The organism is Photobacterium sp. GB-36 (genome assembly GCF_003026135.1).
Classification (GTDB): Bacteria; Pseudomonadota; Gammaproteobacteria; order Enterobacterales; family Vibrionaceae; genus Photobacterium.
Window position 1 is genome coordinate 61,535 of record NZ_PYNY01000003.1, and the last position, 23,639, is coordinate 85,173.

19 protein-coding genes are annotated in these 23,639 nt (G+C 41.6%); 6 read left to right on the forward strand and 13 right to left on the reverse strand.

All coding sequences use genetic code 11. From position 1 onward, the window contains the following. Positions 1 to 32: 32 nt before the first annotated feature. Both tsaB and C9J46_RS03610 read right to left on the reverse strand, forming a co-directional pair. Entirely contained in the window at positions 33 to 734 is a 702-nt protein-coding gene (tsaB, locus tag C9J46_RS03605) for a tRNA (adenosine(37)-N6)-threonylcarbamoyltransferase complex dimerization subunit type 1 TsaB (protein ID WP_107290566.1), read from the reverse strand. Continuing rightward, positions 735 to 2,690, reverse strand: coding sequence for an ATP-dependent DNA helicase (locus tag C9J46_RS03610; RefSeq protein WP_006646899.1), 1,956 nt, complete (start codon positions 2,688 to 2,690; stop codon positions 735 to 737). 227 nt (positions 2,691 to 2,917) lie between these two features. Here C9J46_RS03610 and purU point away from each other — a divergent pair, with 227 nt between their 5' ends. Continuing rightward, the gene (purU, locus tag C9J46_RS03615; RefSeq protein WP_105060623.1) at positions 2,918 to 3,751 is read left to right on the forward strand and encodes a formyltetrahydrofolate deformylase; all 834 of its coding nucleotides are present in this window, start codon (positions 2,918 to 2,920) and stop codon (positions 3,749 to 3,751) included. Positions 3,752 to 3,832: 81 nt separating this feature from the next. Here the strand turns inward: purU and C9J46_RS03620 are convergent, their stop codons facing one another. Then, complete coding sequence (locus C9J46_RS03620) at positions 3,833 to 4,417, reverse strand: VOC family protein (protein ID WP_107245579.1); 585 nt, start codon at positions 4,415 to 4,417, stop codon at positions 3,833 to 3,835. A 417-nt stretch (positions 4,418 to 4,834) separates the two neighbouring features. Here C9J46_RS03620 and argS point away from each other — a divergent pair, with 417 nt between their 5' ends. Beyond that, positions 4,835 to 6,565, forward strand: coding sequence for an arginine--tRNA ligase (argS, locus tag C9J46_RS03625; RefSeq protein WP_105060625.1), 1,731 nt, complete (start codon positions 4,835 to 4,837; stop codon positions 6,563 to 6,565). 135 nt (positions 6,566 to 6,700) lie between these two features. On the opposite strand, the gene C9J46_RS03630 is transcribed toward argS, so the two are convergent. Further along, the gene (locus C9J46_RS03630; RefSeq protein ID WP_107205589.1) at positions 6,701 to 7,306 is read right to left on the reverse strand and encodes a DUF924 family protein; all 606 of its coding nucleotides are present in this window, start codon (positions 7,304 to 7,306) and stop codon (positions 6,701 to 6,703) included. 141 nt (positions 7,307 to 7,447) lie between these two features. Here C9J46_RS03630 and C9J46_RS03635 point away from each other — a divergent pair, with 141 nt between their 5' ends. Beyond that, complete coding sequence (locus tag C9J46_RS03635; protein ID WP_107205588.1) at positions 7,448 to 7,882, forward strand: HIT domain-containing protein; 435 nt, start codon at positions 7,448 to 7,450, stop codon at positions 7,880 to 7,882. A gap of 48 nt (positions 7,883 to 7,930) precedes the next feature. Here the strand turns inward: C9J46_RS03635 and C9J46_RS03640 are convergent, their stop codons facing one another. The 5 genes from C9J46_RS03640 to C9J46_RS03660 form a co-directional block, all read right to left on the reverse strand. Beyond that, the gene (locus C9J46_RS03640; protein ID WP_107245581.1) at positions 7,931 to 8,173 is read right to left on the reverse strand and encodes a FeoC-like transcriptional regulator; all 243 of its coding nucleotides are present in this window, start codon (positions 8,171 to 8,173) and stop codon (positions 7,931 to 7,933) included. Beyond that, entirely contained in the window at positions 8,170 to 10,455 is a 2,286-nt protein-coding gene (gene feoB / locus C9J46_RS03645) for a Fe(2+) transporter permease subunit FeoB (RefSeq protein WP_107290567.1), read from the reverse strand. The genes C9J46_RS03640 and feoB overlap by 4 nt, the downstream gene beginning before the upstream one ends. Further along, positions 10,455 to 10,682, reverse strand: a complete 228-nt coding sequence (locus C9J46_RS03650; protein ID WP_107290568.1) for a FeoA family protein — start codon at positions 10,680 to 10,682, stop codon at positions 10,455 to 10,457. The genes feoB and C9J46_RS03650 overlap by 1 nt, the downstream gene beginning before the upstream one ends. A 290-nt stretch (positions 10,683 to 10,972) precedes the next feature. Continuing rightward, a complete protein-coding gene (gene mepM / locus C9J46_RS03655) occupies positions 10,973 to 12,334 on the reverse strand; it encodes a murein DD-endopeptidase MepM (protein WP_107290569.1) in 1,362 nt (453 codons plus the stop codon). 3 nt (positions 12,335 to 12,337) lie between these two features. Continuing rightward, a complete protein-coding gene (locus C9J46_RS03660) occupies positions 12,338 to 13,378 on the reverse strand; it encodes a zinc ABC transporter substrate-binding protein (protein WP_107245582.1) in 1,041 nt (346 codons plus the stop codon). A 168-nt stretch (positions 13,379 to 13,546) separates the two neighbouring features. Between C9J46_RS03660 and znuC the strand changes: the two genes are divergently transcribed. From znuC to C9J46_RS03675, 3 genes are all read left to right on the forward strand, one after another. Continuing rightward, positions 13,547 to 14,311 (forward strand): zinc ABC transporter ATP-binding protein ZnuC, encoded by a 765-nt coding sequence (znuC, locus tag C9J46_RS03665; RefSeq protein WP_107205583.1) that lies wholly within the window; start codon positions 13,547 to 13,549, stop codon positions 14,309 to 14,311. Beyond that, entirely contained in the window at positions 14,308 to 15,093 is a 786-nt protein-coding gene (gene znuB, locus C9J46_RS03670; protein ID WP_105060634.1) for a zinc ABC transporter permease subunit ZnuB, read from the forward strand. The genes znuC and znuB overlap by 4 nt, the downstream gene beginning before the upstream one ends. A gap of 141 nt (positions 15,094 to 15,234) precedes the next feature. Beyond that, positions 15,235 to 17,292, forward strand: coding sequence for a PhoX family phosphatase (locus C9J46_RS03675; RefSeq protein WP_107287070.1), 2,058 nt, complete (start codon positions 15,235 to 15,237; stop codon positions 17,290 to 17,292). A 71-nt stretch (positions 17,293 to 17,363) separates the two neighbouring features. On the opposite strand, the gene sucD is transcribed toward C9J46_RS03675, so the two are convergent. The 4 genes from sucD to sucA all read right to left on the reverse strand — a co-directional run bounded on the left by sucD (position 17,364) and on the right by sucA (position 23,614). Then, entirely contained in the window at positions 17,364 to 18,236 is an 873-nt protein-coding gene (sucD, locus tag C9J46_RS03680; protein WP_005370551.1) for a succinate--CoA ligase subunit alpha, read from the reverse strand. After that, positions 18,236 to 19,402: an ADP-forming succinate--CoA ligase subunit beta gene (gene sucC / locus C9J46_RS03685; protein WP_005370549.1), complete on the reverse strand. Its 1,167-nt coding sequence runs from the start codon at positions 19,400 to 19,402 to the stop codon at positions 18,236 to 18,238. The genes sucD and sucC overlap by 1 nt, the downstream gene beginning before the upstream one ends. 147 nt (positions 19,403 to 19,549) lie before the next feature. Then, the gene (odhB, locus tag C9J46_RS03690) at positions 19,550 to 20,755 is read right to left on the reverse strand and encodes a 2-oxoglutarate dehydrogenase complex dihydrolipoyllysine-residue succinyltransferase (protein WP_107290570.1); all 1,206 of its coding nucleotides are present in this window, start codon (positions 20,753 to 20,755) and stop codon (positions 19,550 to 19,552) included. 27 nt (positions 20,756 to 20,782) lie between these two features. Then, positions 20,783 to 23,614 (reverse strand): 2-oxoglutarate dehydrogenase E1 component, encoded by a 2,832-nt coding sequence (sucA, locus tag C9J46_RS03695; RefSeq protein WP_107205580.1) that lies wholly within the window; start codon positions 23,612 to 23,614, stop codon positions 20,783 to 20,785. Positions 23,615 to 23,639: the final 25 nt, after the last annotated feature.

Genomic DNA, 23,639 nt, shown 5'->3' on the forward strand with positions numbered 1-23,639 from the left:
AGTAGCAGCACCTGCCACTACTCTTTATTTAATTATTCGCGACCTGGTAATTTTTTCCATGTCACGGTATCACGTAAATACACAGGACTAGCTACTTCTGCGCTAACACTTTCACCACGAGCAAAAGCAAACTTCGCTAGGTGAACCATGTCTTGTGAATCAGGATATAACACCGAGCCCTGCTGCATTTCAAAAGGTAACTTAGCTAGAGTATCAGCATACACTTCCCACGCTGTACCCGCTGTTAACCAAATTCCTGATTCGGTCTGAACAGATTCAACTAGAGCCTCAGGTACAATCACCTGCTCTGCACCGATAATTTGCCAGTCACCATCTGTTTTACGCTGATACTGACCCCAATAGATTTCGCCCATACGAGCATCAATAGCAGATAATACATTGTCAGCTTGATGGACACGGAAAGTACCTTGCGCCATTGCAGCTAATGTTGACACGCCCACCATAGGTAAATCGGCACCAAACGCTAAACCTTGCGCAATACCAATGCCGATACGAACACCAGTAAAGCTACCAGGGCCTTGGCCGTAAGCCAATGCATCGAGTTGGTTTAGCTTGATACCGGCTTCAGCCAGAACTGTATCTACCATAGGCAAAATTTTTGTTGTGTGCTCACGTGGCGCATATTCACAACGAGAGATAACTTCGTCACCCATTAATAGGGCAACAGAACAATTTTCAGTTGCAGTATCAACTGCCAAAATTTTGGTGCTCATTCAAGCCTCTGAATGTTGGTTGTCATCTTCAATAACGTTATTGTTATTAATAGTAGACAAAAAGTCACTAACCCCTTCAACACTACGTGTACGAGGGATCGGTGGTAAACTTCGTAAAAATACAGCGCCATAATGCCTTGTTACTAATCGGTTATCACAAATGATCAATGCGCCTTTGTCTTTAGTATCACGGATCAAACGCCCAACACCCTGCTTTAAAGTGATCACCGCATCAGGTACTTGGACATCGGCAAAAGGATCACCACCACGCATACGACAATCTTCAATACGTGCTTTTAATAATGGATCATCTGGTGCTGTAAACGGTAATTTATCAATGATAACACAGCTAAGGGCTTGCCCTCTAACATCAATCCCTTCCCAGAACGCCCCCGTTGCCACTAATAATGCATTACCATGAGCCAAATACTCATTAAGTAGCTTTTGTTTCGTTGTTTCACCTTGCGCTAACACGGGTAAACTCAGCTTCTCACGAAACCCTTCTGCAAGATCGCGTACCATTTGATGAGAAGTACACAAGAAAAAACAACGACCATTATTCGCTTCAATCACAGGCGCTAACATCTCAACCAATTTATTAGCGAGACCATAACTATTAGGCTCAGGTAAATGGCGAGGTACACATAATAACGCCTGCTCGTTGTAATCAAACGGACTTTCAAGCGAGAATTGTTGCTTTGGCTCTAACCCTAAGCGATGACTAAAGTGGGTGAAATTCTCATCAACGGCTAAGGTTGCTGAAGTGAAGATCCATGCCCCTTTTTGCTCAGCCATTTGCTCTTTAAATTTATCCGCAACAGAGAGCGGCGTGATATTTAAACTAAACTGGCGAGGTGTACATTCATACCAATAGGAATAGCCTGTAATTGCAGTATCTGATACTCGTTTTAGTTTGGCTTTTAGCGTTGCTGCACGTTCAAAGGCAGTATCTAGTAACTGGCTTCGACCTAACGCCAGCTTAAGTACATCGTAGGTAAGATCTAATGCATCTGACAGTCGAGTCAATTCCCGTTGAACAGCAGGGGTTTGTGATGCTTCTCGCCAATTTCCCCTAAACCCGGGATCACCTAAAATTATCCGCATTTCAAACGCAGCTTGCTGTAACCTATCTGCCGTTTTTTGCAGTTGGCGCATATCACGCGCTTCTGTGCGATAACCAATATCAATATCTTTCGCGAGTTCAATTAATTGGCGACTGGTTAGGCTCTGGCCAAAGTACTGACTGGCAATATCAGGCATTTGGTGGGCTTCATCAAAGATAAATACTTCAGCTTCAGGAATTAATTCACCAAAGCCTGTTTCTTTAATGGCTAAATCGGCTAAGAATAAATGGTGATTAACAACAACTACATCGGCTTCCATTGCTTTGCGACGTGCTTTAACGACAAAACAATCATCATACGAGGGGCATTCACGGCCTAAACAGTTATCATTGGTCGAAGTAATCAATGGAATGACTGGGCTATCTTCTGCAACATCTTCACATTCACCAAAATCGCCGCTTTTCGATGATGAAGACCATTGTCGAATTTTAACCAACTGTGTTAATAACGTAGGATCAGATTCCACATCATGGCTTTCTATCACTTGGCGATTTAAACGATCTACACACAGATAATTTGCTCGCCCTTTTAATAACGCGACACGCCCCGTAAAGCCAATCGCATCAGCCATTAATGGCAAATCACGGTGAAATAATTGCTCTTGAAGGTTTTTAGAGCCTGTACTGATAATAGTTTTCTTACCACTAAGCAAAGCGGGGATCACATAAGCAAAGGTTTTACCTGTCCCCGTTCCCGCTTCAACCACCAGCTGAGATTCACTCTTGATCGCATCTGCCACAGCATTCGCCATATCAATTTGAGGTTGGCGAGCCTGAAAACCAGGGATGGCTTTATCTAATGCGCCACCAGAGGCAAAAAACTTCGTTATCATTTACTTCGCACTATTGGTTATATATACAGTATTCATTATGCCAATTATCCAACTACTCGACTAGTCTTCTATCCATCGATTACAAAAATTAACGACATCACTTTCTTATTAATAACATCACCTAACAAATAAATACTTTGACCATAAGGTTAAATCTAGGTAATAGTTAATTAAGATCTTTGTAACACGCAATGTATTATATGCGTGAATCGCAGTCAGGAAACGACATGGAAAAGAAAACACTCCTCACGGAATGCCCAGATGAAATGGGACTAATCGCCAAAATTACCAACATTTGTCATAAGCACCAACTAAATATTATCAACAATAAGGAATATGTTGATAACACCCATAATCAATTTTTCATGCGTACTGAGCTTGAAGGCTATTTTAATGATACAACCTTCCTCGCAGATATTGATCATGCTTTACCCAAAGGCAGCAAACGCCGTTTAATCAGTTCTGATCGCAAAAAAATCGTCATCATGGTGACAAAAGAAGCGCACTGCCTAGGTGATATTCTTGTTAAAGCCTTCGATGGTTCATTAGATATCGATATTGCTGCGGTTGTTGGTAATTACGACACCCTACAAGGGCTAACGGAAAAGTTTGATATTCCATTCCATCATGTTTGCCATGAAGGATTAAGCCGTGAAGAGCACGAACAAAAACTATTAGAAGCGGTACAACAGTATCAACCAAATTACGTGGTACTGGCGAAATATATGCGTATTTTAACGCCTAATTTTGTTGCACAATTCCCTAATAAAATCATTAATATTCATCACAGTTTCTTACCTGCATTTATTGGCGCTAAGCCTTACCAACAAGCATTTGAACGTGGTGTAAAAATCATTGGTGCAACCGCACACTTTGTAACTAACGATCTTGATGAAGGGCCAATCATAACCCAAAACGTCATCCCTGTTGATCATAGTTTCAGTGCAGTTGAAATGGCAAAGTCTGGTCGTGATGTAGAAAAATCTGTGCTCAGTAAAGCATTAGGCCTTGCGGTAGACGATCGTATTTTTGTCTATGGTAACCGGACGGTTATTTTATAATCAGAAAAAGACAATATTGACCAAGCGAGCGTAGTAATCTTTGGGGATTACTACGCTTTTTATTATTCGTATTTACAGCAACTAGGCTTGTTCACTTTCTAATACTGCTTTTAACGAGTGTCCGTGTAATTTAATACATACCCCATCACGTTTAAACGCAAAAGTAGGATTAGCTAAACGCTCATCTTCACCGGATGGTAAACTGGCTTTTACTTTGATCCCCTTCGCATCTAACCCATCCCAATCTAATTGTGGTAATTGTTCTAGTAAATCTGCTTTTAATTCTTCAATCGTTTGTGCACTAGATGGCACCACAAACTCAATATGTTCCCACCCTTGCTTCAGATAAACTTTATCACTCGGATAAGGCAACTCTAACGCTTCGATTGTCCATCCATCTACGGCTAATGACTGTTCAAACCCAATGATCACAATGGGACGACCATTGATCATATTGTTAGACCATTCTTGGCCATAACTCAGCCAGGCTTGATGTAACTGTTGCGCCACATCTTGATCATTGACACGTAATGCAATGTGATCGGCTTGGTAATCAGCCAGTGAAATCCCTAAATCATCAATCAATGCATTAATCGCTTTCATAAACTCCGGTAACTGCGCAAGCATCTGCGTTGGATGAAGATTATATTGTTCAAGCTTGTGCATAAATTTATCCTATTATTGACAGCTATTACTATAATGAGACGAAGTGAATAATTATCCATTTTTCGTGATTTAATGAAACATGAATTTAACGCACTCTCTTTTCAATACAATAGCGTGTTACACATTATTTACTCATAACAAAAAAAGTTAAAAAAAAACGTAAACAATAGGTTTTTCCGGTTGCCAAAGTACCTCCATCTGTGGGTATTATTAGGACAATACCTACTGCGTATTCAAGACTTCGGTGCATATTTAGATATTCGCGACCCCGTCAAAAATACTCACGTTAAACACTTGATTTATTTATGTTATCATTTTGTTTTATTTCGTGATTATTTTTGACGGTGATCTTGTAATACGTAGACATTTTTGCCTCTTATTAGTAATTGGCGTTACAAATGATTTAAGGATCAGCGTGTGAACATTCAAGCACTTATTAATGATAAAGTATCTCAGGCTTTAGAAGCCGCTGGCGCACCTGCAGGCAGCCCTGCCGCAGTTCGCCAATCAGCTAAAGCGCAGTTTGGTGATTACCAAGCGAACGGTGTTATGGGCGTAGCAAAGAAGCTAGGTACTAATCCACGCGAATTCGCACAAAAAGTTATCGACTGCTTAGAACTAGATGGTATTGCTGAGAAAGTTGAAATTGCCGGCCCAGGCTTTATTAACATTTTCTTAAACAAAGCATGGTTAGCTGAGCGTGGTGAAGAAGCACTAAAAGATGAGCGTCTAGCCGTTAATACTGAAACAGCACAAAACATTGTTGTTGACTACTCTGCACCAAACGTTGCAAAAGAAATGCACGTAGGTCACTTACGTTCAACTATCATCGGTGATGCAGTTGTACGTACTCTTGAATTTTTAGGCCACAATGTTATCCGAGCTAACCACCTTGGTGACTGGGGTACACAATTCGGTATGCTTATCGCTAACATGCAGCGTAAAGAGCAAGAAGGTACTGATGTTTCTATGGACATCAGCGATCTTGAAGGTTTCTACCGTGAATCTAAAGTACTTTATGATGAAGACGAAGAATTCGGTAAAACAGCACGTAACTTTGTTGTTCGTCTACAAAGCGGTGATGAGTACTGCCTTGAGAAATGGAAGCAACTTGTTGCTATTACACTTAAGCAAAATCAACGCAACTACGATCGTCTAAGCGTGTCACTGACTGATGACAACGTAATGGGCGAATCTATGTACAACGACATGCTACCTGGCGTTGTTGCAGATCTTAAAGAAAAAGGTCTAGCTGTAGAAAGTGATGGCGCAATTGTTGTTTACCTAGACGAATACAAAAACAAAGACGGCGAGCCTATGGGTGTGATCATCCAGAAGCGTGATGGCGGTTACCTATACACAACCACTGATATCGCTTGTGCTAAATACCGTTACGAGCAACTTCATGCTGATCGCGTACTTTACTTCATCGACTCACGTCAGCACCAACACCTAATGATGGCTTGGGAAATCGTACGTAAAGCGGGTTATGTGCCAGAGAGTGTATCTCTTGAGCACCACGCATTTGGTATGATGCTAGGTAAAGATGGTCGTCCATTTAAGACTCGTGCTGGCGGTACTGTTCGTCTTGCTGATCTTCTGGATGAGGCTGTTGAGCGTGCTAACAAGCTAATTGAAGAAAAGAACCCAGAACTAAGTGCTGAAGAAAAAGCAAACATTGCACAAACTGTTGCAATGGCTGCGGTTAAGTACTCTGATCTTTCTAAGCATCGTACGACAGATTACATCTTCGACTGGGACAACATGCTAGCATTCGAAGGTAACACTGCACCATACATGCAGTACGCATACACACGTGTAGCATCTATCTTTAAGCGCGCGAATGTTGAGCTTGCAGATCTTACTCACCCAATCGTTATCACTGACGAAAAAGAGCAAGTACTGCTATCTAAACTTCTTCAATTTGAAGAAGCGGTACAATCTGTAGCACGTGAAGGTCAACCACACTTAATGTGTACTTACCTATTCGAACTTGCAGGTATGTTCTCTAGCTTCTACGAAGCATGTCCAATTCTTAATGCTGAAGAAGATGTTAAGCAAAGCCGCTTGAAGCTTGCATTGCTAACATCAAAAACTATCAAGCAAGGTCTAGACCTACTTGGTATCGAAACACTAGAGCGTATGTAATCTACATCCCCCTTAATATTAAAAAGCCTTCCATTTGGAAGGCTTTTTATTTTCTGTTTATCGCACTCTGAAATATGTTTATAAATTAGGCTCTGTAAATAAAAACATAACCAAAGATTCAATAGTTAGATCCCTTTATTGACCAAATCGCTGACCACCTTGGTTCAACCACATCAATTCACCTTGCGTAGAAAGTCGCCCCAGCACCGCATTACGATATGGAAAACGTCCAAATTGCTTAATCACATCATAATGGCTTCTCGCATAATTATAAAAGCCATCAAATAGTTCACGATTATTCAAGGAAGTTGATTCTCTTAAGTGTTGAAAGCGAAACACACTCTCTTCTTGATCTTCCAAATCTTCTGCATGTTCTAAAGGTAAATAGAAAAATACGCGTTCAATTGGCGATAAATCTACATCTTGATTCAATGCTAAACCACGTTTACACAATGCTAAGGCTAATGAGTCATAACGAAATGCCGCACTTAATCCACGGTAGATGTTGCGGCTAAATTGATCGAGTAAAATTATCAGGGCCAAGCGACCTTGGGCCGTTTCACACCAGTGATTTAACTCCCCTTTGCCAGCCTTACTCACCCAAGATTGAAAATGGGTTTTAATGTAAGCATCAATTTCTTCACCACCTAGAAACCAAAGCGCATGTTTATTTTCTTTGGTTACTTCACCCTCTAACTCGCCAAACCAATAATCGAGTATAAACTGATATTCGCTTGCCATAAGTTGCCTCACAATAATTAGAACTCTTAACCAAATGTTAGAGAATACGTTAAGGATAATACCAATCGTTTTAAATTAGGCATACTATGATAAATAATGCTCTGGCTTGTGAGCCATAATGTACTGTGAAGGAATAATTACATGCGTTTCACTCTTCATCCTCGCCTACAATCTGATACCACTGTACTCGGTGATTTTCCGCTTTCTCGTGTTTTATTGTCTAAAGAAGCGCTGGGGCCATGGATTATCTTAGTCCCTCGAATTGACGAGTTACGTGAGATCCACCACCTACCTGAACAAGACCAATACCAACTAATGCGTGAATCAAGTGCCGTAGCCACATTATTAGAAAACGACTATCAAGCAGAAAAGATTAACGTTGGTGCATTAGGTAACCTTGTACCACAACTTCATTTACACCACATTGCACGCTTTAGTCATGACATAGCATGGCCTGGACCAATTTGGGGAAATACAGATGGTACTCAACGCAGTGAAGCGCTACAAGCAGCACTGGCTGATGAGCTTCGCGAAGAGTTAAGTCAGGTTAAAGGCTTTACGGCTATCTCTCATTAGCATTAAAAAAGGCAGCTTAATTAAGCTGCCTTTTGCTTTTACTACCTTCTATCGCATTACCGTTATCGATAATTCGTTAACGGATAAACAACGATACCAAATCTCTTTCGCAGGTTGGCAGCAGTCTGAACTTTCACAGCCAACCAATTCTTTTCCAATCGAACCTTTACGTATCCATACATCAAGCATTGCTTCAACCCCGTCTTCCGACATTCCGAAGTGATCAGAGAGTTGCTTGCGACTGACACGTCCATGCTGTTCAATATATTGTTTTAGCTGCTGTAGGATCATTCTACTAACAAGCCTTCAAGGTTAGTTTGTTTTTTCCCTTCTCGTTTCAATAACAAGAAGATACCGCCATTAATCAATACGAAGAAGCTAATCCAGAATGCACTCGTTACAGGATGATCAACAAAGTGAGCAATTTGGTAGAACCAAGTGGCAAACGAGTAAGCCATTAACATCGTCCAACCTGCAATAAACAGAGCAAACTTCTGACCAAACTCACGTACGTAAGCACCCATTGCAGCCGCACATGGTGTGTACAACAGAATGAAAATCAAGTACGCCATTGCAGCTGCACCACTTACGAAGTGCGCTTGAATGTTACCGTATACAGATTCGTTAACACCCTGCTCTTCAGCAACGGCTTGTTTGTTTTCTAAATCACCCACTTCGATACCCAGTGGATCACTAAAGCTTAATGCTGCTAGGTTATCACCAACTGATTCAACTGCTTCTTTTAAGCTAGCAACAAGGTTGTATTCTTCATTGCTATCATCTGTTGCTGGTGCGTATAAGCTGTTTAGCGTACCCACAACGGCTTCTTTTGCGAAAATACCCGTAATGATACCGACGGTTGCAGGCCAGTTATCGGCTTTCACACCAATAGGCTCAAGCACCGGCGTCACCACCTGTGATGCTTTAGATAACACAGATTTAGACGTATCTTCGTTACCGAATGAACCATCAGTACCTAATGAGTTAAAGAAGCTTAATACTGCCACAACGACAACGATGGTTTTACCCGCACCAAATACAAAGCGCTTTAGCTTTTGCCATGTTTTTATCACCACATTGCGAATAGTTGGTAATTCGTAGTTTGGCATTTCCATGATAAAGCTATCACTAGAGCCAGGGTAAAGCGTTGAACGTAAAATAAGCCCCGTCATCACAGCTGCCACAATACCTAATAGGTACAGTGCAAATACCACGTTCTGACCATTTTCAGGGAAAAAAGCTGCTGCAAACAGTGCATATACCGGTAAACGCGCGCCACATGACATAAAGGGTGCCATTGCGGCTGCGAGTTTACGCTCACGTTCTTGTTCAAGAGTACGAGTTGCCATGATCGCAGGTACATTACAACCAAAGCCAAGCACTAGAGGAACAAATGCTTTACCCGGTAAACCTACTTTTTGCATCACTTTATCAAGAACAAATGCGGCGCGTGCCATATAGCCCGAGCTTTCTAATACCGCAAGGAACAGGTACAAACACGCAATCACTGGAATAAAGGTTGCAACCGTTTGAATACCACCACCGATGCCGTTCGCAATAATTGTTACTAACCATACTGGCAAGTGATCATCTAAAAGATGATGACCACCATCGACTAATAGTGCGCCAAAGCTAATATCAAAGAAATCGATAAATGCACTACCAATGTTTATCGCAAACATAAACATCACGTACATTACTAAGAAGAAAAATGGGATACCAAAAAAGCGGTTCAGTAATACACGATCTATTTTATCCGTTAGGCTGTTACTTAAACGGCCTTCTTGACGACGGACTTTTTGACACAGCTGATGCAAGAAGGTGTAACGCACATCAGCGACTTGAATATCAGGATCAACCGTACTTAATAAATCTGCACGTAAACCACATGCTGTTGTTTTATCTTCATCAGATAGCGTGTTGATCACTAAAGTATCGTTTTCTAATACACGGATACCTTGTGCACGAGCATTTAGCTTATCGTTATGTTTGAATAACGGTGCTAATTGACTCACTGCTCGCTCGAAATCTTGACCATAATCAAGCTCAAACTCGTTAACGACAACACCTTGTGTTAACATCTTGTGTAACTTGGTTTTAAATTCAGCAATACGCTCCATATTATTAGCAGATAACGCTAATACAGGACACCCTAATGCTTTTTCTAACGCTTTAATATCCAATACCTGACGCTGGCGCTTCAAAACATCCATCTTGTTGAGCACAACCACCATCGGGCGGCCTAGCTCACGCAGCTGTAGCGTCATGTATAAACTACGCTCTAAGCTCGATGCATCAACAACGTTGATTATCACGTCAGCAGGCGTTGTTAAAATTGCACGTGACGCGATTGCTTCATCAAGGCTATTCGCATCGTTTGCACTATCAAGGTTATAAATACCAGGTAGATCTGTCAGCGAAAAATCATCACCATTGTGTTGGTAGCGACCTGTTTTTTTCTCAACCGTTACACCAGCCCAGTTACCGACTTGCTGCTTAGCGCCAGTTAAGCCATTAAACAACGTTGTTTTACCACTGTTCGGGTTACCAACAGTAAGAATATTATATTGCATTACAGTGCCTCAACCTCGATGTTTTCTGCAATTTGCTTACGTAAAGCAATATCAACACCACGTACACGAACTTGAAGCGGATCACCTAACGGCGCCACACGAACAACGGTAATTTCTGTACGAGGTAGTAACCCCATAACCATCAACTTTTTTCGCGTCGCTGAGGGTAACGCAGACATATTAATGACGGCCCCACAGTTTCCGCATGACATCTCTGACAACTTCATAGTAAATCGTTACCTTAATAAGAATTATTAGCATTTCTGATTTGAATTTTACATATTGATACATTTCATGTCTTGTCATAAATCAAAAAAACATTTGTTTTTTTGCCATTACATTGCTTAAAAACGACATGGAATCACCAAAAAGGAACAGAAATACAAATACTTAATTCCCTATAGATATAAATCATAAGTGTTGGGTTAATTTAAAAAACGTCTTTGATTAGTTAAATTCAGTGATAAAAACCATAAAAAAAGCGCACAATATGTGCGCTTTTTTACGATTAAACAACTTAGCTCGATATTACATCGTTAAACTTATCCTTATAAAAGCTAACTTGTTTCATTAAATTTTTGCGTTCTTTACCATAGAGTGGATCGGCTTGTGGCAAAGATACTTTCATTGCGTCAACAGGACGACCATTTTTTATCAACTCAAAATGTAAGTGTGGGCCTGTTGAGCGCCCAGTATTACCACTTTTAGCAATACGTTGTCCCATTTTCACTTTATCGCCCACCTTCACCTCACGTTTACTTAGGTGTAAATAACGTGTCATATATTCTCGGCCATGCTTAACGACAATATAGTTACCTGCTAATGGGTGGTAACGTGATTTTACAACGACGCCATCACCAGCAGCCAAAACAGATGTACCAATCGGAACCGCAAAATCGGTACCATTATGTGGTGATCGGCGTCCAGTGACAGGGTGGAGACGATTTGGATTAAAAGATGAGCTGATACGATAACGTTTCGATGTGGGAATACGTCTAAATGCTCGGTTTAAACTGTGTCCACTACTATCATAGAACTGATCATCATCACCTCTAATAATAAAGGTTGAATCCTTACCATTCGCTGATTTGTAGTAAAAAGCATTAACCTCACCTTTACCCACCGCCTTACCATCAATAAATTCTCGATCAATACCTACAGCAAAACGATCCCCTTTATGCGCTTCGCGTCCAAGGTTAAATTTCCATTGTAAGGCTTTTACTAATGTTTGGATCTGAGTCGGTGTTAGGCCTGCTGATCGAGCTGAATTATAAAAACTGCCATTTACACGTCCGATGATAGTAACGGGTTTCATCTCACCTTTTTTAACTATCTTTTTATATACATAACCTTTTTTCGATAGTGTAAAGGCATCCGTCTCTTTTTTACTGCGGATAATTTTAAGTTCTGTTAATTTCCCATCATCATTGACTTCCCACTCAAGTGTTTGTCCAACACGCAAATTCTGTACTGACTTATTTGCATCAATTAAGCGGTACATATCTGAAATAGGCAAACCATACTGTGAAAAGATAATCCCTAACGTTTCACCCGATGCCACTCGATGTTTATGCTCAACTTCAACTTTAGCATCATCAAGTTGTTGCTCTATTTCATCTTTTGGTGCTTGGAATTCAGGATCATTTTGATCAAGAGACACACCTAATGGCTCACTATCTTGTTCAGATAATAAATCTAATTTAGATGGCAATGTGACATCAATACGCTTATTTACGCTTGATGATGGAAAAGTTACTTGTGGTTTTGATGGCTGCCACATTATGGCAGCCATCATAAGCACAGAGGTGGAAACTAACGCAATTTTGTGCTGACGCGGCAGCTCTTTAATAGAAGTTGCTGCCGCTTGATATAATTTCATTTTCTATTTTAAACACTTGGTAAAGCTCTGTCCGAGTTCCTTAATAAAACGGACGTATCCTCCCTTGCCCACTTCGACATTTGTCGCCATTGGATCAAGGGTTCCTATGTTTACCCCTGTGCCTTTAGTTACACTATCAACAACTGCTGGTGAAAACTGCGGCTCACTGAATACACAATAAGCTTGCTTATCTTTTAATGATTCACGAATTGCGATTAGAGTTTTAGCACCAGGCTTACGATCAGGCTCAACAGTAAAGTGCCCTAAGTTATTCAGACCAAACTGATGTTCGAAATACCCATAGCCATCATGAAAAACAAAATAGCCATTATTTGAAACAGGTTTTAATTCCGCATTAAGTTCACTTACAGCTTGATTAACTTCAGTGGTAAACGTTGAAAGATTATCGAGATAAACAGTTTTATGCAATGGATCATGTTTAATCAATGCTTCCGTGATCACATTTGCGGCTTCAATTGTCTGTTTTGGTCCCATCCAGAAATGCGGATTAAGCCCAGAGTGGTGATGACCTGCATGATCACCATGGTCATCATGAGCATCGTGACCTTCATGATCGCCATGGTCATTGTGATCATCGTGGCCGGCATGATCGCCATGGCCATCGTGAGCGTCGTGGCCAGCATGATCGCCATGGTCATCGTGATCGTCGTGACTGGCATGATCGCCATGGTCATCACTCGGTTTAGCACCATAATTTAGAAAATCGATACCAGCTTGTTTTGTCAAAGCGAAGCTATTTGGGTTTGTAGCCATAAGTTTTGTTAAAAAAGTTTCTAGTTGAGGCCCAACCCAAATTACCAGATCTGCATCATTCAATTTTTTTACATCTGATGGACGTAATGCATAATCATGTGGAGAAGCTCCTGGTGGTAAGATTGCATCTGACGTTGCTGCACCTTGAACTAACTCACTAACAATCAGGTTTAATGGTTTAATGGTTGTAACAACTTTAAAGTCATCTGCCATTGCTGAACCTGATAAAGCCAGAGCTGCTGCACAAAACAATGATGATATACGTTGCATTATTTTATTATCCTAAAAAATAAGTGTTGCACTTTTATACTGCTAATTATTTATATGATGAGCAATATATTCCCTAACGAACATGATAATGTTACAATATAACACATCAGTAATGTTATATTATAACATTACCTTTTATTTCTAAAGCCTATTAAGACAACTTCCTTTATGTCAACCCTAATCGAACTACAATCAGTCACTGTCTCATTTGGTGAACGTGATGTTTTGGATAATATTACGCTTAAGCTTGAACGCGGTGAAATTACCACCTTAATCGGTCCTAATGGTGCAGGTAAATCAACCTTAGTAAAAGTCATAACAGGACTGAGTAAAGCCACAAAAGGAAAAGTGGTTCGTAAAAAAGGAATTCGTATTGGCTATGTGCCTCAAAAGCTACGCCTAAATAATACCCTGCCTCTTTCTGTCGATCGTTTTATGCGTCTTGCTGGGCGTTATAATCAAGAACAACGTATCGAAGCTTTAAACATGGTTAATGGTCGTCACCTACTTAATAGCGATATGCATGGGCTCTCTGGTGGTGAAATGCAACGTGTCTTACTTGCACGTGCCTTATTGCAAAAACCGGATCTACTGGTACTTGATGAGCCAGTACAGGGGGTTGATGTAAATGGCCAATTAGAGCTTTATCGCCTGATCCAACAGTTACGTGATTTACTTAACTGTGCCATCTTGATGGTTTCTCACGACTTACACCTTGTCATGGCGAAAACTGATAATGTGATTTGTTTGCAACATCACATCTGTTGCTCTGGTAGTCCACTGACTGTGACGAGCCACCCTAAATACATTGCATTATTCGGTCAAACATCGACAGAGCAGCTTGCTGTCTATGAACATAAACATAACCACCAGCATGACGATTCAAATAAAACTCATAAATGCTGTAATAACCATGAGGAATCAAAAGCATGATTGAGTTTCTTCTGCCGGCCTTGATCGCTGGTATTGGTATTGCAATACTCGCCGGTCCACTGGGCTCATTTGTTGTTTGGCGAAAAATGGCTTATTTCGGCGATACATTATCTCATGCCTCTCTACTCGGTATTGCGCTAGGTTTTCTTTTTAATATCAACTTAAATCTGGCGTTAGTTATCTGTTGTTTAGTGCTTGCAGTTGTACTGGTTACGCTACAAAAACAACGTTATGTAGCCACAGATACTTTACTGGGTATCTTAGCCCATAGCGCTTTATCGCTAGGTCTGGTTGCAGTGAGCTTCCTCGACAATGTTCGTATCGATTTAATGTCATATCTATTTGGTGATTTATTGGCTGTAACCACTAACGATCTATTATGGATATATTGCGGTGGTGCTGTCGTTTTAGCTTTATTGATTTATCTATGGCGACCACTACTTTCGATGACTATTAGTGAAGAAATGGCTCAAGTAGAAGGCGTGAATGTCGATTTAATGCGCCTATTACTGATGTTAATGGTGGGTATGGTAATCGCTGTTGCGATGAAATTTGTTGGGGCATTGATCATTACATCATTACTTATCATTCCTGCCGCGACCGCTCGACGTTTTTCACACAGTCCAGAATCAATGGCAGTATTTGCGTCAATTATTGGCGCGATAGCTGTGGTTCTTGGTCTTGCAATGTCATGGCATTACGACACGCCAGCAGGCCCTTCTGTTGTTGTATCTGCCGCTGCAATGTTTATGCTTAGCCAACTAAAACGCACTGCGCGTTAACCTTATCTTCATTACTTGGGTAGCTGACAATATTATTTAAATATAAATTTCACAATAATAGATAAATTCTGTCACTACCCATTCTTACTATCTTTCCTGTTCAACTTATTAAATAAATAATAAACACAGGAAAGCAAAGCAATGAGTAAGGAAACGTTCGATCCTACCCGCTATAACACCAGTAATAACAAAGCATTTGAAGATGTACTTCAAGCTAACTTGCAACGCCGAAGCATCCTCAAGGGTGGCTTAGGTATGAGTGCAATGTCAGCTCTTGGTGCATTAGGTCTTGCTGGTTGTAACTCTTCAGGTTCAACTGAAGCAACGGCTAAGGTAGCAGATCGTTCTCAAGCTGTTTTAAATTTCGATTCTATCCCTGGTTCGTTAACTGATGCCGTTTCTATTCCTTCAGGCTACACCGCACAAGTATTAGTCCCTTGGGGTACACCATTAAATGCGACTGCAAATGCATGGAAAAATGATGGTACAAATAACAGTACTGATCAGTTAAATGCATTAGGTATGCACCATGACGGTATGCACTTTTTTCCATTAAACGAACAATCTACTGATGGATTACTTTGTATTAACCACGAGTACATTGATCAGCAAGCACTGCACTCAAACTGGGACAAAGATGCCGAAAGAGCAAAAGAAGTACGTACTGATATAGACGAAATCCGCAAAGAGATAAACGCTCATGGTATTTCTGTTGTTCGTATCCAACTTGAAAATAACCAATGGAAGTTAATCGACAGCGACCCACTTAACCGTCGCTACACCGGTGCAACTGTAATGGATTTATCCGGCCCTCTCGCACATTCAGAGTTAACCGTCACTCGCTTTTCACCTGACGGTAGTCAAGCACGTGGAACGCTTAACAACTGTGGTAACGGTTATACACCGTGGGGAACTTATCTCACCTGTGAAGAAAACTGGCCGGGCTATTTTACTAACACTGGCACACGCACCAAAGAGCAAGATCGTATTGGTATTTCGGGCACAGGTAAGTATTTACAAGGTCGCTATAAGTGGGAAACGTTAGCTGGCCATAATGAAGAACGTCTTGATGAATTTGCTCGCTTTAATTTAGCACCAACAGGTACTTCATCACTTGACGATTACCGAAATGAAGCCAATGGTCATGGCTACATTGTTGAAATTGATCCATATACAAAAAACTCTCGAGCTAAAAAACGTACCGCGTTAGGGCGTTTCCGCCACGAAGGCTGTACCTTTGGCAAACTAGAAGAAGGTAAGCCTGTTGTGTTTTATTCAGGCCATGACTCACGCTTTGAGTACCTATACAAATTTGAGTCAGCAGCATTATGGGATCCCGCTGATGCTTCACCTTCAAACCGCTTATTAACCGGTGATAAGTATATGGATGAAGGCACACTATATGTTGCTCGATTTAATGAAGACAGTACCGGAACTTGGCTGCCGTTAACCCTTGATAGCCTCACAACTTCAGGTGATACACTGGCTTCACACTTTAACTCATTGGCTGAGATCATCATTAATACTGCAGGTGCCGCTGATTTAGTTGGAGCAACACCAATGGATCGTCCTGAATGGGCAGCAGTGGATCCATTTACGGGTTCTGTTTACCTCACCCTAACCAATAACACTAAACGTAAAGACAGCACTAACCCTGCCAACCCTCGCCTAAATAATAAATTTGGTCATATCATTCGCTGGGATGAAGGTGAAAATCCAACAGAGTTTAACTGGGATATTTTCGTTTTTGGCTCACCAAGTAATGGTGATGAAGAGACAAACCGCTCAGGTTTAACAGATCTAAATCAGTTTGCTAGCCCTGATGGATTAGCGTTTGATCAACGAGGTATTATGTGGATTCAAACCGATAATGGTGCTGATGAAGTTGAAGAGTACACCAATGATCAAATGCTTGCGGTAGTGCCATCTCAGTTACTGAATGAAGATGATAGTCAAACAGTTATTGCTAGCTCAAATCAGGCAGAGCTAAAACGCTTCTTTGTTGGTCCAAATGGTTGTGAGGTCACAGGTTTCACCATTAGCCCTGACTACAAATCTCTGTTTGTTAATATTCAACATCCGGGCAATTGGCCATATAGTGATAATGCCGCCGAAGCAGCACCTAGCGGTACAGAAGTTCGACCACGTTCATCAACGGTCGTTATTCGCCGTGAAGATGGTGGTGAGATTGGTGTTTAACGCTCTGTATTACTAATCAATAAAAAAGCCCTGCAAATGCAGGGCTTTCATTTTCAATGGGTAGGTAGAGATTACCAGTTAGTTACTTCACGTAACGCTTTACCGATATCTGCTAAACTTTTTACTGTCTTAACGCCAGCTTCTTCAAGTGCAGCAAATTTATCTTCAGCCGTACCTTTACCGCCAGAAATAATAGCACCTGCGTGACCCATACGCTTACCAGGAGGTGCGGTAACACCCGCAATGTAAGAAACAACAGGTTTTGTCACGTTCTCTTTAATGTAAGCTGCTGCTTCTTCTTCAGCAGTACCACCGATTTCACCAATCATTACAATCGCTTCTGTCGCTGGATCTTTTTCAAACATTTCAAGGATATCAATGAAATTTGAACCTGGGATTGGATCACCACCGATACCTACACATGTAGATTGACCAAAGCCTTCATCTGTTGTTTGCTTAACCGCTTCGTAAGTCAATGTACCTGAACGCGATACGATACCTACTTTACCAGCCTTATGGATATGACCCGGCATGATACCAATCTTACACTCATCTGGTGTAATAACACCCGGACAGTTAGGACCAATCATACGAACGCCAGCTTCATCAAGGCGAACTTTAACATCTAGCATATCCAGTGTTGGAATGCCTTCTGTAATCGTTACGATAAGCTCGATGCCAGCATCAATTGCTTCTAAGATTGCGTCTTTACAAAACGGTGCGGGTACATAGATAACTGTCGCTGTTGCACCAGTCACTTCAACTGCTTCACGTACCGTATTAAATACAGGTAGACCTAGGTGTGTTGTTCCGCCTTTACCTGGAGAAACACCACCCACCATTTGTGTTCCGTACTCAATCGCTTGCTCTGAGTGGAATGTACCTTGTCCGCCAGTAAAGCCCTGACAAATTACTTTGGTATCTTTATTAATTAAAACTGACATTATTTACCCTCCGCTGCAGCAACAACTTTTTCCGCCGCTTCTGTTAACGAAGTCGCAGCAATAATATTAAGACCACTATCTGCAAGTTTCGCTGCACCTACTTCTGCGTTGTTACCTTCAAGGCGAACAACAACTGGTACTTTAACGCCAACTTCTGCAATAGCGCCGATGATGCCATCAGCAATCAAATCACAACGTACAATACCACCGAAGATATTAACCAATACGGCTTTTACGTTGCTATCAGAGAGGATAATTTTAAATGCTTCAGTAACACGCTCTTTGGTTGCACCGCCACCTACATCAAGGAAGTTAGCCGGCTGTCCACCGTGCAGGTTAACGATATCCATCGTACCCATTGCAAGGCCTGCACCATTAACCATACAGCCAATGTTTCCGTCGAGTGCAACGTAATTTAATTCCCACTGTGCAGCATGTGCTTCACGCTCATCTTCTTGCGATGGATCATGCATTTCACGGAGTTTAGGCTGGCGATACATTGCGTTAGAATCGATATTAATCTTACCGTCTAGGCACAATAGGTTATTATCACCCGTGATAACTAGTGGGTTAATTTCAAGCAGTGCAAGATCATATTCAGCGAACATATTTGCTAAGCCCATAAAGATCTTAGTAAATTGTTTAATCTGATCGCCTTTAAGACCCAGTTTGAATGCAAGCTCACGTCCTTGGTATGGCTGAGGCCCAACCAATGGATCAATTGCTGCTTTATGAATAAGTTCAGGTGTCTCTTCTGCTACTTTTTCAATTTCCACACCACCTTCAGTTGATGCCATGAAAACGATACGGCGAGAGCCACGATCAACCACTGCACCTAAGTACAACTCATTGGCAATATTAGATGCTTCTTCAACTAATATTTTGGTTACTGGCTGACCATTAGCATCTGTTTGGTAAGTTACTAGATTTTTACCTAGCCAGTTTTGAGCAAACTGTTTAATACCATCTTTGGTTTCATGTAATTCCACACCGCCCGCTTTACCGCGACCACCAGCGTGAACCTGACATTTAACTACCCACTTACTACCACCAATTTTACCTGCCGCTTCTGCCGCCTGTTGTGGCGTATCGCAAGCGTAACCTTCTGGTACAGGTAAACCATATTCAGCGAATAGCTGTTTTGCCTGATATTCGTGCAAATTCATGATGTTCTATCCGTTTTCTTATCCCTTTGGGACTTGTTATATCCATACGAGGTACTCTTGGGAACCTCTTCGTGATTAGATTTGGCAATTTGACTAACTGTCATTAATAGGCTGAATAATGAGCATTTATCCAGCCTATTTACCAAATTATACGTCTAGTAGTAGACGTGTTGGATCTTCAAGTAACTCTTTAATCGTTACTAAGTAACCCACTGATTCACGACCATCAACTAAACGGTGATCGTAAGATAACGCAAGGTACATCATAGGCAAGATTTCAACTTGTCCATCCACCGCCATAGGGCGATCTTGGATTTTATGCATACCTAAAATCGCAGCTTGTGGTGGATTAATGATCGGCGTCGACATCAATGAGCCAAACACACCACCATTAGTGATCGTAAAGTTACCACCTGTTAAATCTTCAACGGTTAACTTGCCGTCACGACCTTTAATTGCAAGTTCACGAATACCCTTCTCAATTTCAGCAAGGCTTAGCTTATCGCAATCACGTAGAACAGGCGTTACCAGACCACGAGGTGTTGATACTGCAATGCTTACATCAAAGAAGTTGTGATAAACAATATCATCACCATCAATAGATGCATTTACTTCTGGGTAACGCTTTAGTGCTTCAACCACAGCTTTTACATAGAAAGACATAAAGCCAAGACGAATACCATGACGCTCTTCGAAGATATCTTTGTATTGCTTACGAAGATCCATGATTGGTTTCATGTTCACTTCGTTAAACGTTGTTAACATCGCCGTACTATTTTTAGCTTCAAGCAGGCGCTCAGCTACACGCTTACGTAAACGTGTCATAGGCACACGTTTTTCGCTGCGGTGCGCTAGTGGCGTATCAACAACAGGTGCTTTTGTCACAGCTGATGCTGATTGATTCTTTAAGTATGCTTCTACATCTTCTCGAGTAATGCGACCACCAACACCAGAGCCTTTAACAGCACCTGCATCAATACCATGCTCACTTAACAAACGACGAACGGCTGGGCTTAATGCTTCACTTGTTTCTTCTGTTAAAGAGGCGGTGTTACGCTTATTCGGTGACGCTTCAGCTTCTGTTGGTACATCTTTTGTTGGTTCACCAGCAACTGCGCCAACTTTGATTTTACCAATCAACTGTTTAGTAAGAACAGTCGTACCTTCACCTTCAAAAATAGCTTCTAACACGCCATCTTCAGGAGCTGGAACTTCAAGTACTACTTTATCTGTTTCAATATCAACCAATACCTCATCACGAGATACGGCATCGCCAGGTTGTTTGTGCCAAGTGGCAACGGTTGCGTCAGCCACAGATTCCGGGAGGTCGGGAACCAGAATTTCGATTGTCATATCGGTTTTGTCCTTTTTGTTCCAGTTCTAATTATTATTTTGCTCTTGAGGAGCAATTGTTAAAGCGTCTTCTATAAGTGCTTTTTGTTGTTTCAAATGCACCGACATGTAACCTACCGCCGGTGAGGCTGATGCTGGACGTCCGGCATAACTTAAACGCGCACCTGCTGGTAACGCAGAATAGAAGTTATGTTGACTTGAATACCACGCGCCTTGGTTTTGCGGCTCTTCTTGACACCAAACAAAATCAGTTACGTGCTTATATTCAGCAATTGCAGCTTCAACGTCTTCTTTCGGGAATGGGTACAGTTGCTCGATACGAACAATCGCCACATCCTCTTGTTCATTCTTGCGGCGTTGCTCCAGTAAATCGTAATAAACTTTACCTGAACAGAAAACCACACGTTTCACTTTATTTGGTGCTAAATCATCAACTTCAGCAATCGCAGGTAAGAAAGTACCGTTAGCTAAATCGTCTAACGTAGATGTACATAACGGATGGCGCAGCAATGATTTTGGCGACATTACAATTAATGGTCGACGCATTGGACGAACCACTTGACGACGGATCATGTGGTAAACCTGTGCAGGTGTTGATGGAACAACAACTTGCATATTTTGCTCTGCACACAATTGTAAGTAACGCTCTAAACGTGCCGATGAGTGCTCTGGGCCTTGACCTTCATAACCATGTGGTAGCAGCATGGTTAAACCACACATACGCCCCCATTTTTGCTCACCAGAACTGATGAATTGGTCAATCACAACTTGAGCACCATTAGCAAAATCACCAAATTGCGCTTCCCATACCGTCAAACCACTAGGCTCAGCCGTTGCGTAACCATATTCAAAGGCTAATACCGCTTCTTCAGATAACACTGAGTCGATCACTTCAAACGGACCTTGTCCATTGTGAAGATTAGCTAACGGCACATAAGTACTAGCATCTTCTTGGTTATGCAGTACAGCATGACGATGGAAGAAGGTACCACGACCAGAATCTTGGCCTGTAATACGAATACGATTACCTTCGTCAACTAATGTGGCATAAGCCAATGTTTCAGCCATACCCCAATCAAACGCTTTTTCACCCGCAATCATAGCGACGCGATCGTTATATAGCTTTTGAACACGGCTCTGTAAAACATGACTATCTGGATATTGGCAAAGGCGAGCACCTAACTCTTTTAAACGCTCAACAGGCACTTTGTTATTCCAATCAACTGTCCAGTCATGGCCTAAGTATGGTGACCAATCAACTGTATGAAGATGCATTGGACGCCATTCTTTTACCACACACTCGCCACGATCTAACGCATCACGATATTCATTGACTAAGCTTGTTGCCGTATCTAAACCAAACACGCCAGTGTCGGTTAAGTAATCGGCATAAATCTTACGAGGCGTAGGATGCTTTTTGATCTTTTGGTACATAAGAGGCTGAGTTGCATTCGGCTCATCCGCTTCATTGTGACCATGACGACGGTAACAAACCAAATCAATAACAACATCACGCTTAAATTCATTACGGAAATCAAACGCAAGTCGAGTTACAAAAGCAACCGCTTCAGGATCATCAGCATTAACGTGGAAAATAGGTGACTGCACCATCTTAGCGATATCAGTACAGTATTCTGTCGAGCGGGTATCATTTGGATTAGAGGTCGTAAAACCAACTTGGTTATTGACGACAATACGAATAGTACCGCCAACACCATAACCACGTGCTTGAGACATATTGAACGTCTCAGCAACAACACCCTGTCCAGCAATCGCTGAATCACCATGGAGTGTAATAGGTAATACTTTAGAACCCGTATCATCACCTAAGCGATCTTGACGAGCGCGGACAGAACCCACAACAACTGGGTTTACAATTTCAAGGTGAGATGGGTTAAAGGCAAGAGCAAGGTGAACATCGCCACCTGGTGTAGCAAAATCTGCAGAAAAGCCTTGGTGATATTTTACATCACCCGTACCCCAGCTTTCGCCATGCTTACCTGCAAACTCATCAAATAAGTCTTGTGGCTTTTTACCTAATACATTAACTAACATGTTTAGGCGACCACGGTGGGCCATGCCAATAACAACTTCGCGTACACCTTGAGAACCAGCGTGACGGATCAGCTCTTTCATCATTGGAATAAGTGCATCACCACCTTCTAATGAGAATCGCTTAGCTCCAGGGAATTTCGCGCCTAAATAACGCTCAAGACCTTCAGCTGCGGTCAATTCATCAAGAAATGAAAGTTGCTCTTCTTGTGAGAAGGAACCGTGCCCCATTACCGATTCAAGACGTTGTTGGATCCAACGCTTTTCCTCAGTATCTGTAATGTGCATGTATTCTGCACCAATAGAGCCACAGTATGTTTTCTTTAACGCAGCATAAATTTCAGAAAGCTTCATGGTCTCTTGACCAACAGCAAACGAGCCTACGTTAAATGTTTCATTAAAATCTTCATCAGTAAGATTATGGAATGCCGGATCAAGATCTGGAACTAAATCACGCTGCCATAATCCTAATGGATCAAGTTTTGCATTTTGATGCCCACGGAAGCGGTATGCATTAATCAGCTGCAATACCTTTACTTGTTTCGCATCTACATCTGGATCACTGACGGTAGCACTTAAAAAGTTGGTTTCTTTCGCTAAACGTCGGAAATAATCACGAACACGTGAGTGAGGTTGTTCTACAGCAGTCTCATTGACTACCGGTAATTCAACAAAAATATCACGCCATTGCTCGTCAACTAATTCTGGGTCGCTAAGATACAACTCGTAGAGATCTTCTACGTAAGTCGCATTGGCGCCAGCTAAATGTGAAGACTCAAGCCATGCCTTCATAACGCCGTTCTGCATTATTTTCCCTTAACCACTAGTTATC

What these genes read in the sequence shown, in the direction of transcription:
- tsaB (WP_107290566.1), bottom strand. Translation starts at nt 734, where the DNA reads ATGAGCACCAAAATTTTGGCAGTTGATACTGCAACTGAAAATTGTTCT.
- C9J46_RS03610 (WP_006646899.1), bottom strand. Translation starts at nt 2,690, where the DNA reads ATGATAACGAAGTTTTTTGCCTCTGGTGGCGCATTAGATAAAGCCATC.
- purU (WP_105060623.1), top strand. Translation starts at nt 2,918, where the DNA reads ATGGAAAAGAAAACACTCCTCACGGAATGCCCAGATGAAATGGGACTA.
- C9J46_RS03620 (WP_107245579.1), bottom strand. Translation starts at nt 4,417, where the DNA reads ATGCACAAGCTTGAACAATATAATCTTCATCCAACGCAGATGCTTGCG.
- C9J46_RS03630 (WP_107205589.1), bottom strand. Translation starts at nt 7,306, where the DNA reads ATGGCAAGCGAATATCAGTTTATACTCGATTATTGGTTTGGCGAGTTA.
- C9J46_RS03635 (WP_107205588.1), top strand. Translation starts at nt 7,448, where the DNA reads ATGCGTTTCACTCTTCATCCTCGCCTACAATCTGATACCACTGTACTC.
- C9J46_RS03640 (WP_107245581.1), bottom strand. Translation starts at nt 8,173, where the DNA reads ATGATCCTACAGCAGCTAAAACAATATATTGAACAGCATGGACGTGTC.
- feoB (WP_107290567.1), bottom strand. Translation starts at nt 10,455, where the DNA reads ATGCAATATAATATTCTTACTGTTGGTAACCCGAACAGTGGTAAAACA.
- C9J46_RS03650 (WP_107290568.1), bottom strand. Translation starts at nt 10,682, where the DNA reads ATGAAGTTGTCAGAGATGTCATGCGGAAACTGTGGGGCCGTCATTAAT.
- mepM (WP_107290569.1), bottom strand. Translation starts at nt 12,334, where the DNA reads ATGAAATTATATCAAGCGGCAGCAACTTCTATTAAAGAGCTGCCGCGT.
- C9J46_RS03660 (WP_107245582.1), bottom strand. Translation starts at nt 13,378, where the DNA reads ATGCAACGTATATCATCATTGTTTTGTGCAGCAGCTCTGGCTTTATCA.
- znuC (WP_107205583.1), top strand. Translation starts at nt 13,547, where the DNA reads ATGTCAACCCTAATCGAACTACAATCAGTCACTGTCTCATTTGGTGAA.
- znuB (WP_105060634.1), top strand. Translation starts at nt 14,308, where the DNA reads ATGATTGAGTTTCTTCTGCCGGCCTTGATCGCTGGTATTGGTATTGCA.
- C9J46_RS03675 (WP_107287070.1), top strand. Translation starts at nt 15,235, where the DNA reads ATGAGTAAGGAAACGTTCGATCCTACCCGCTATAACACCAGTAATAAC.
- sucD (WP_005370551.1), bottom strand. Translation starts at nt 18,236, where the DNA reads ATGTCAGTTTTAATTAATAAAGATACCAAAGTAATTTGTCAGGGCTTT.
- sucC (WP_005370549.1), bottom strand. Translation starts at nt 19,402, where the DNA reads ATGAATTTGCACGAATATCAGGCAAAACAGCTATTCGCTGAATATGGT.
- odhB (WP_107290570.1), bottom strand. Translation starts at nt 20,755, where the DNA reads ATGACAATCGAAATTCTGGTTCCCGACCTCCCGGAATCTGTGGCTGAC.
- sucA (WP_107205580.1), bottom strand. Translation starts at nt 23,614, where the DNA reads ATGCAGAACGGCGTTATGAAGGCATGGCTTGAGTCTTCACATTTAGCT.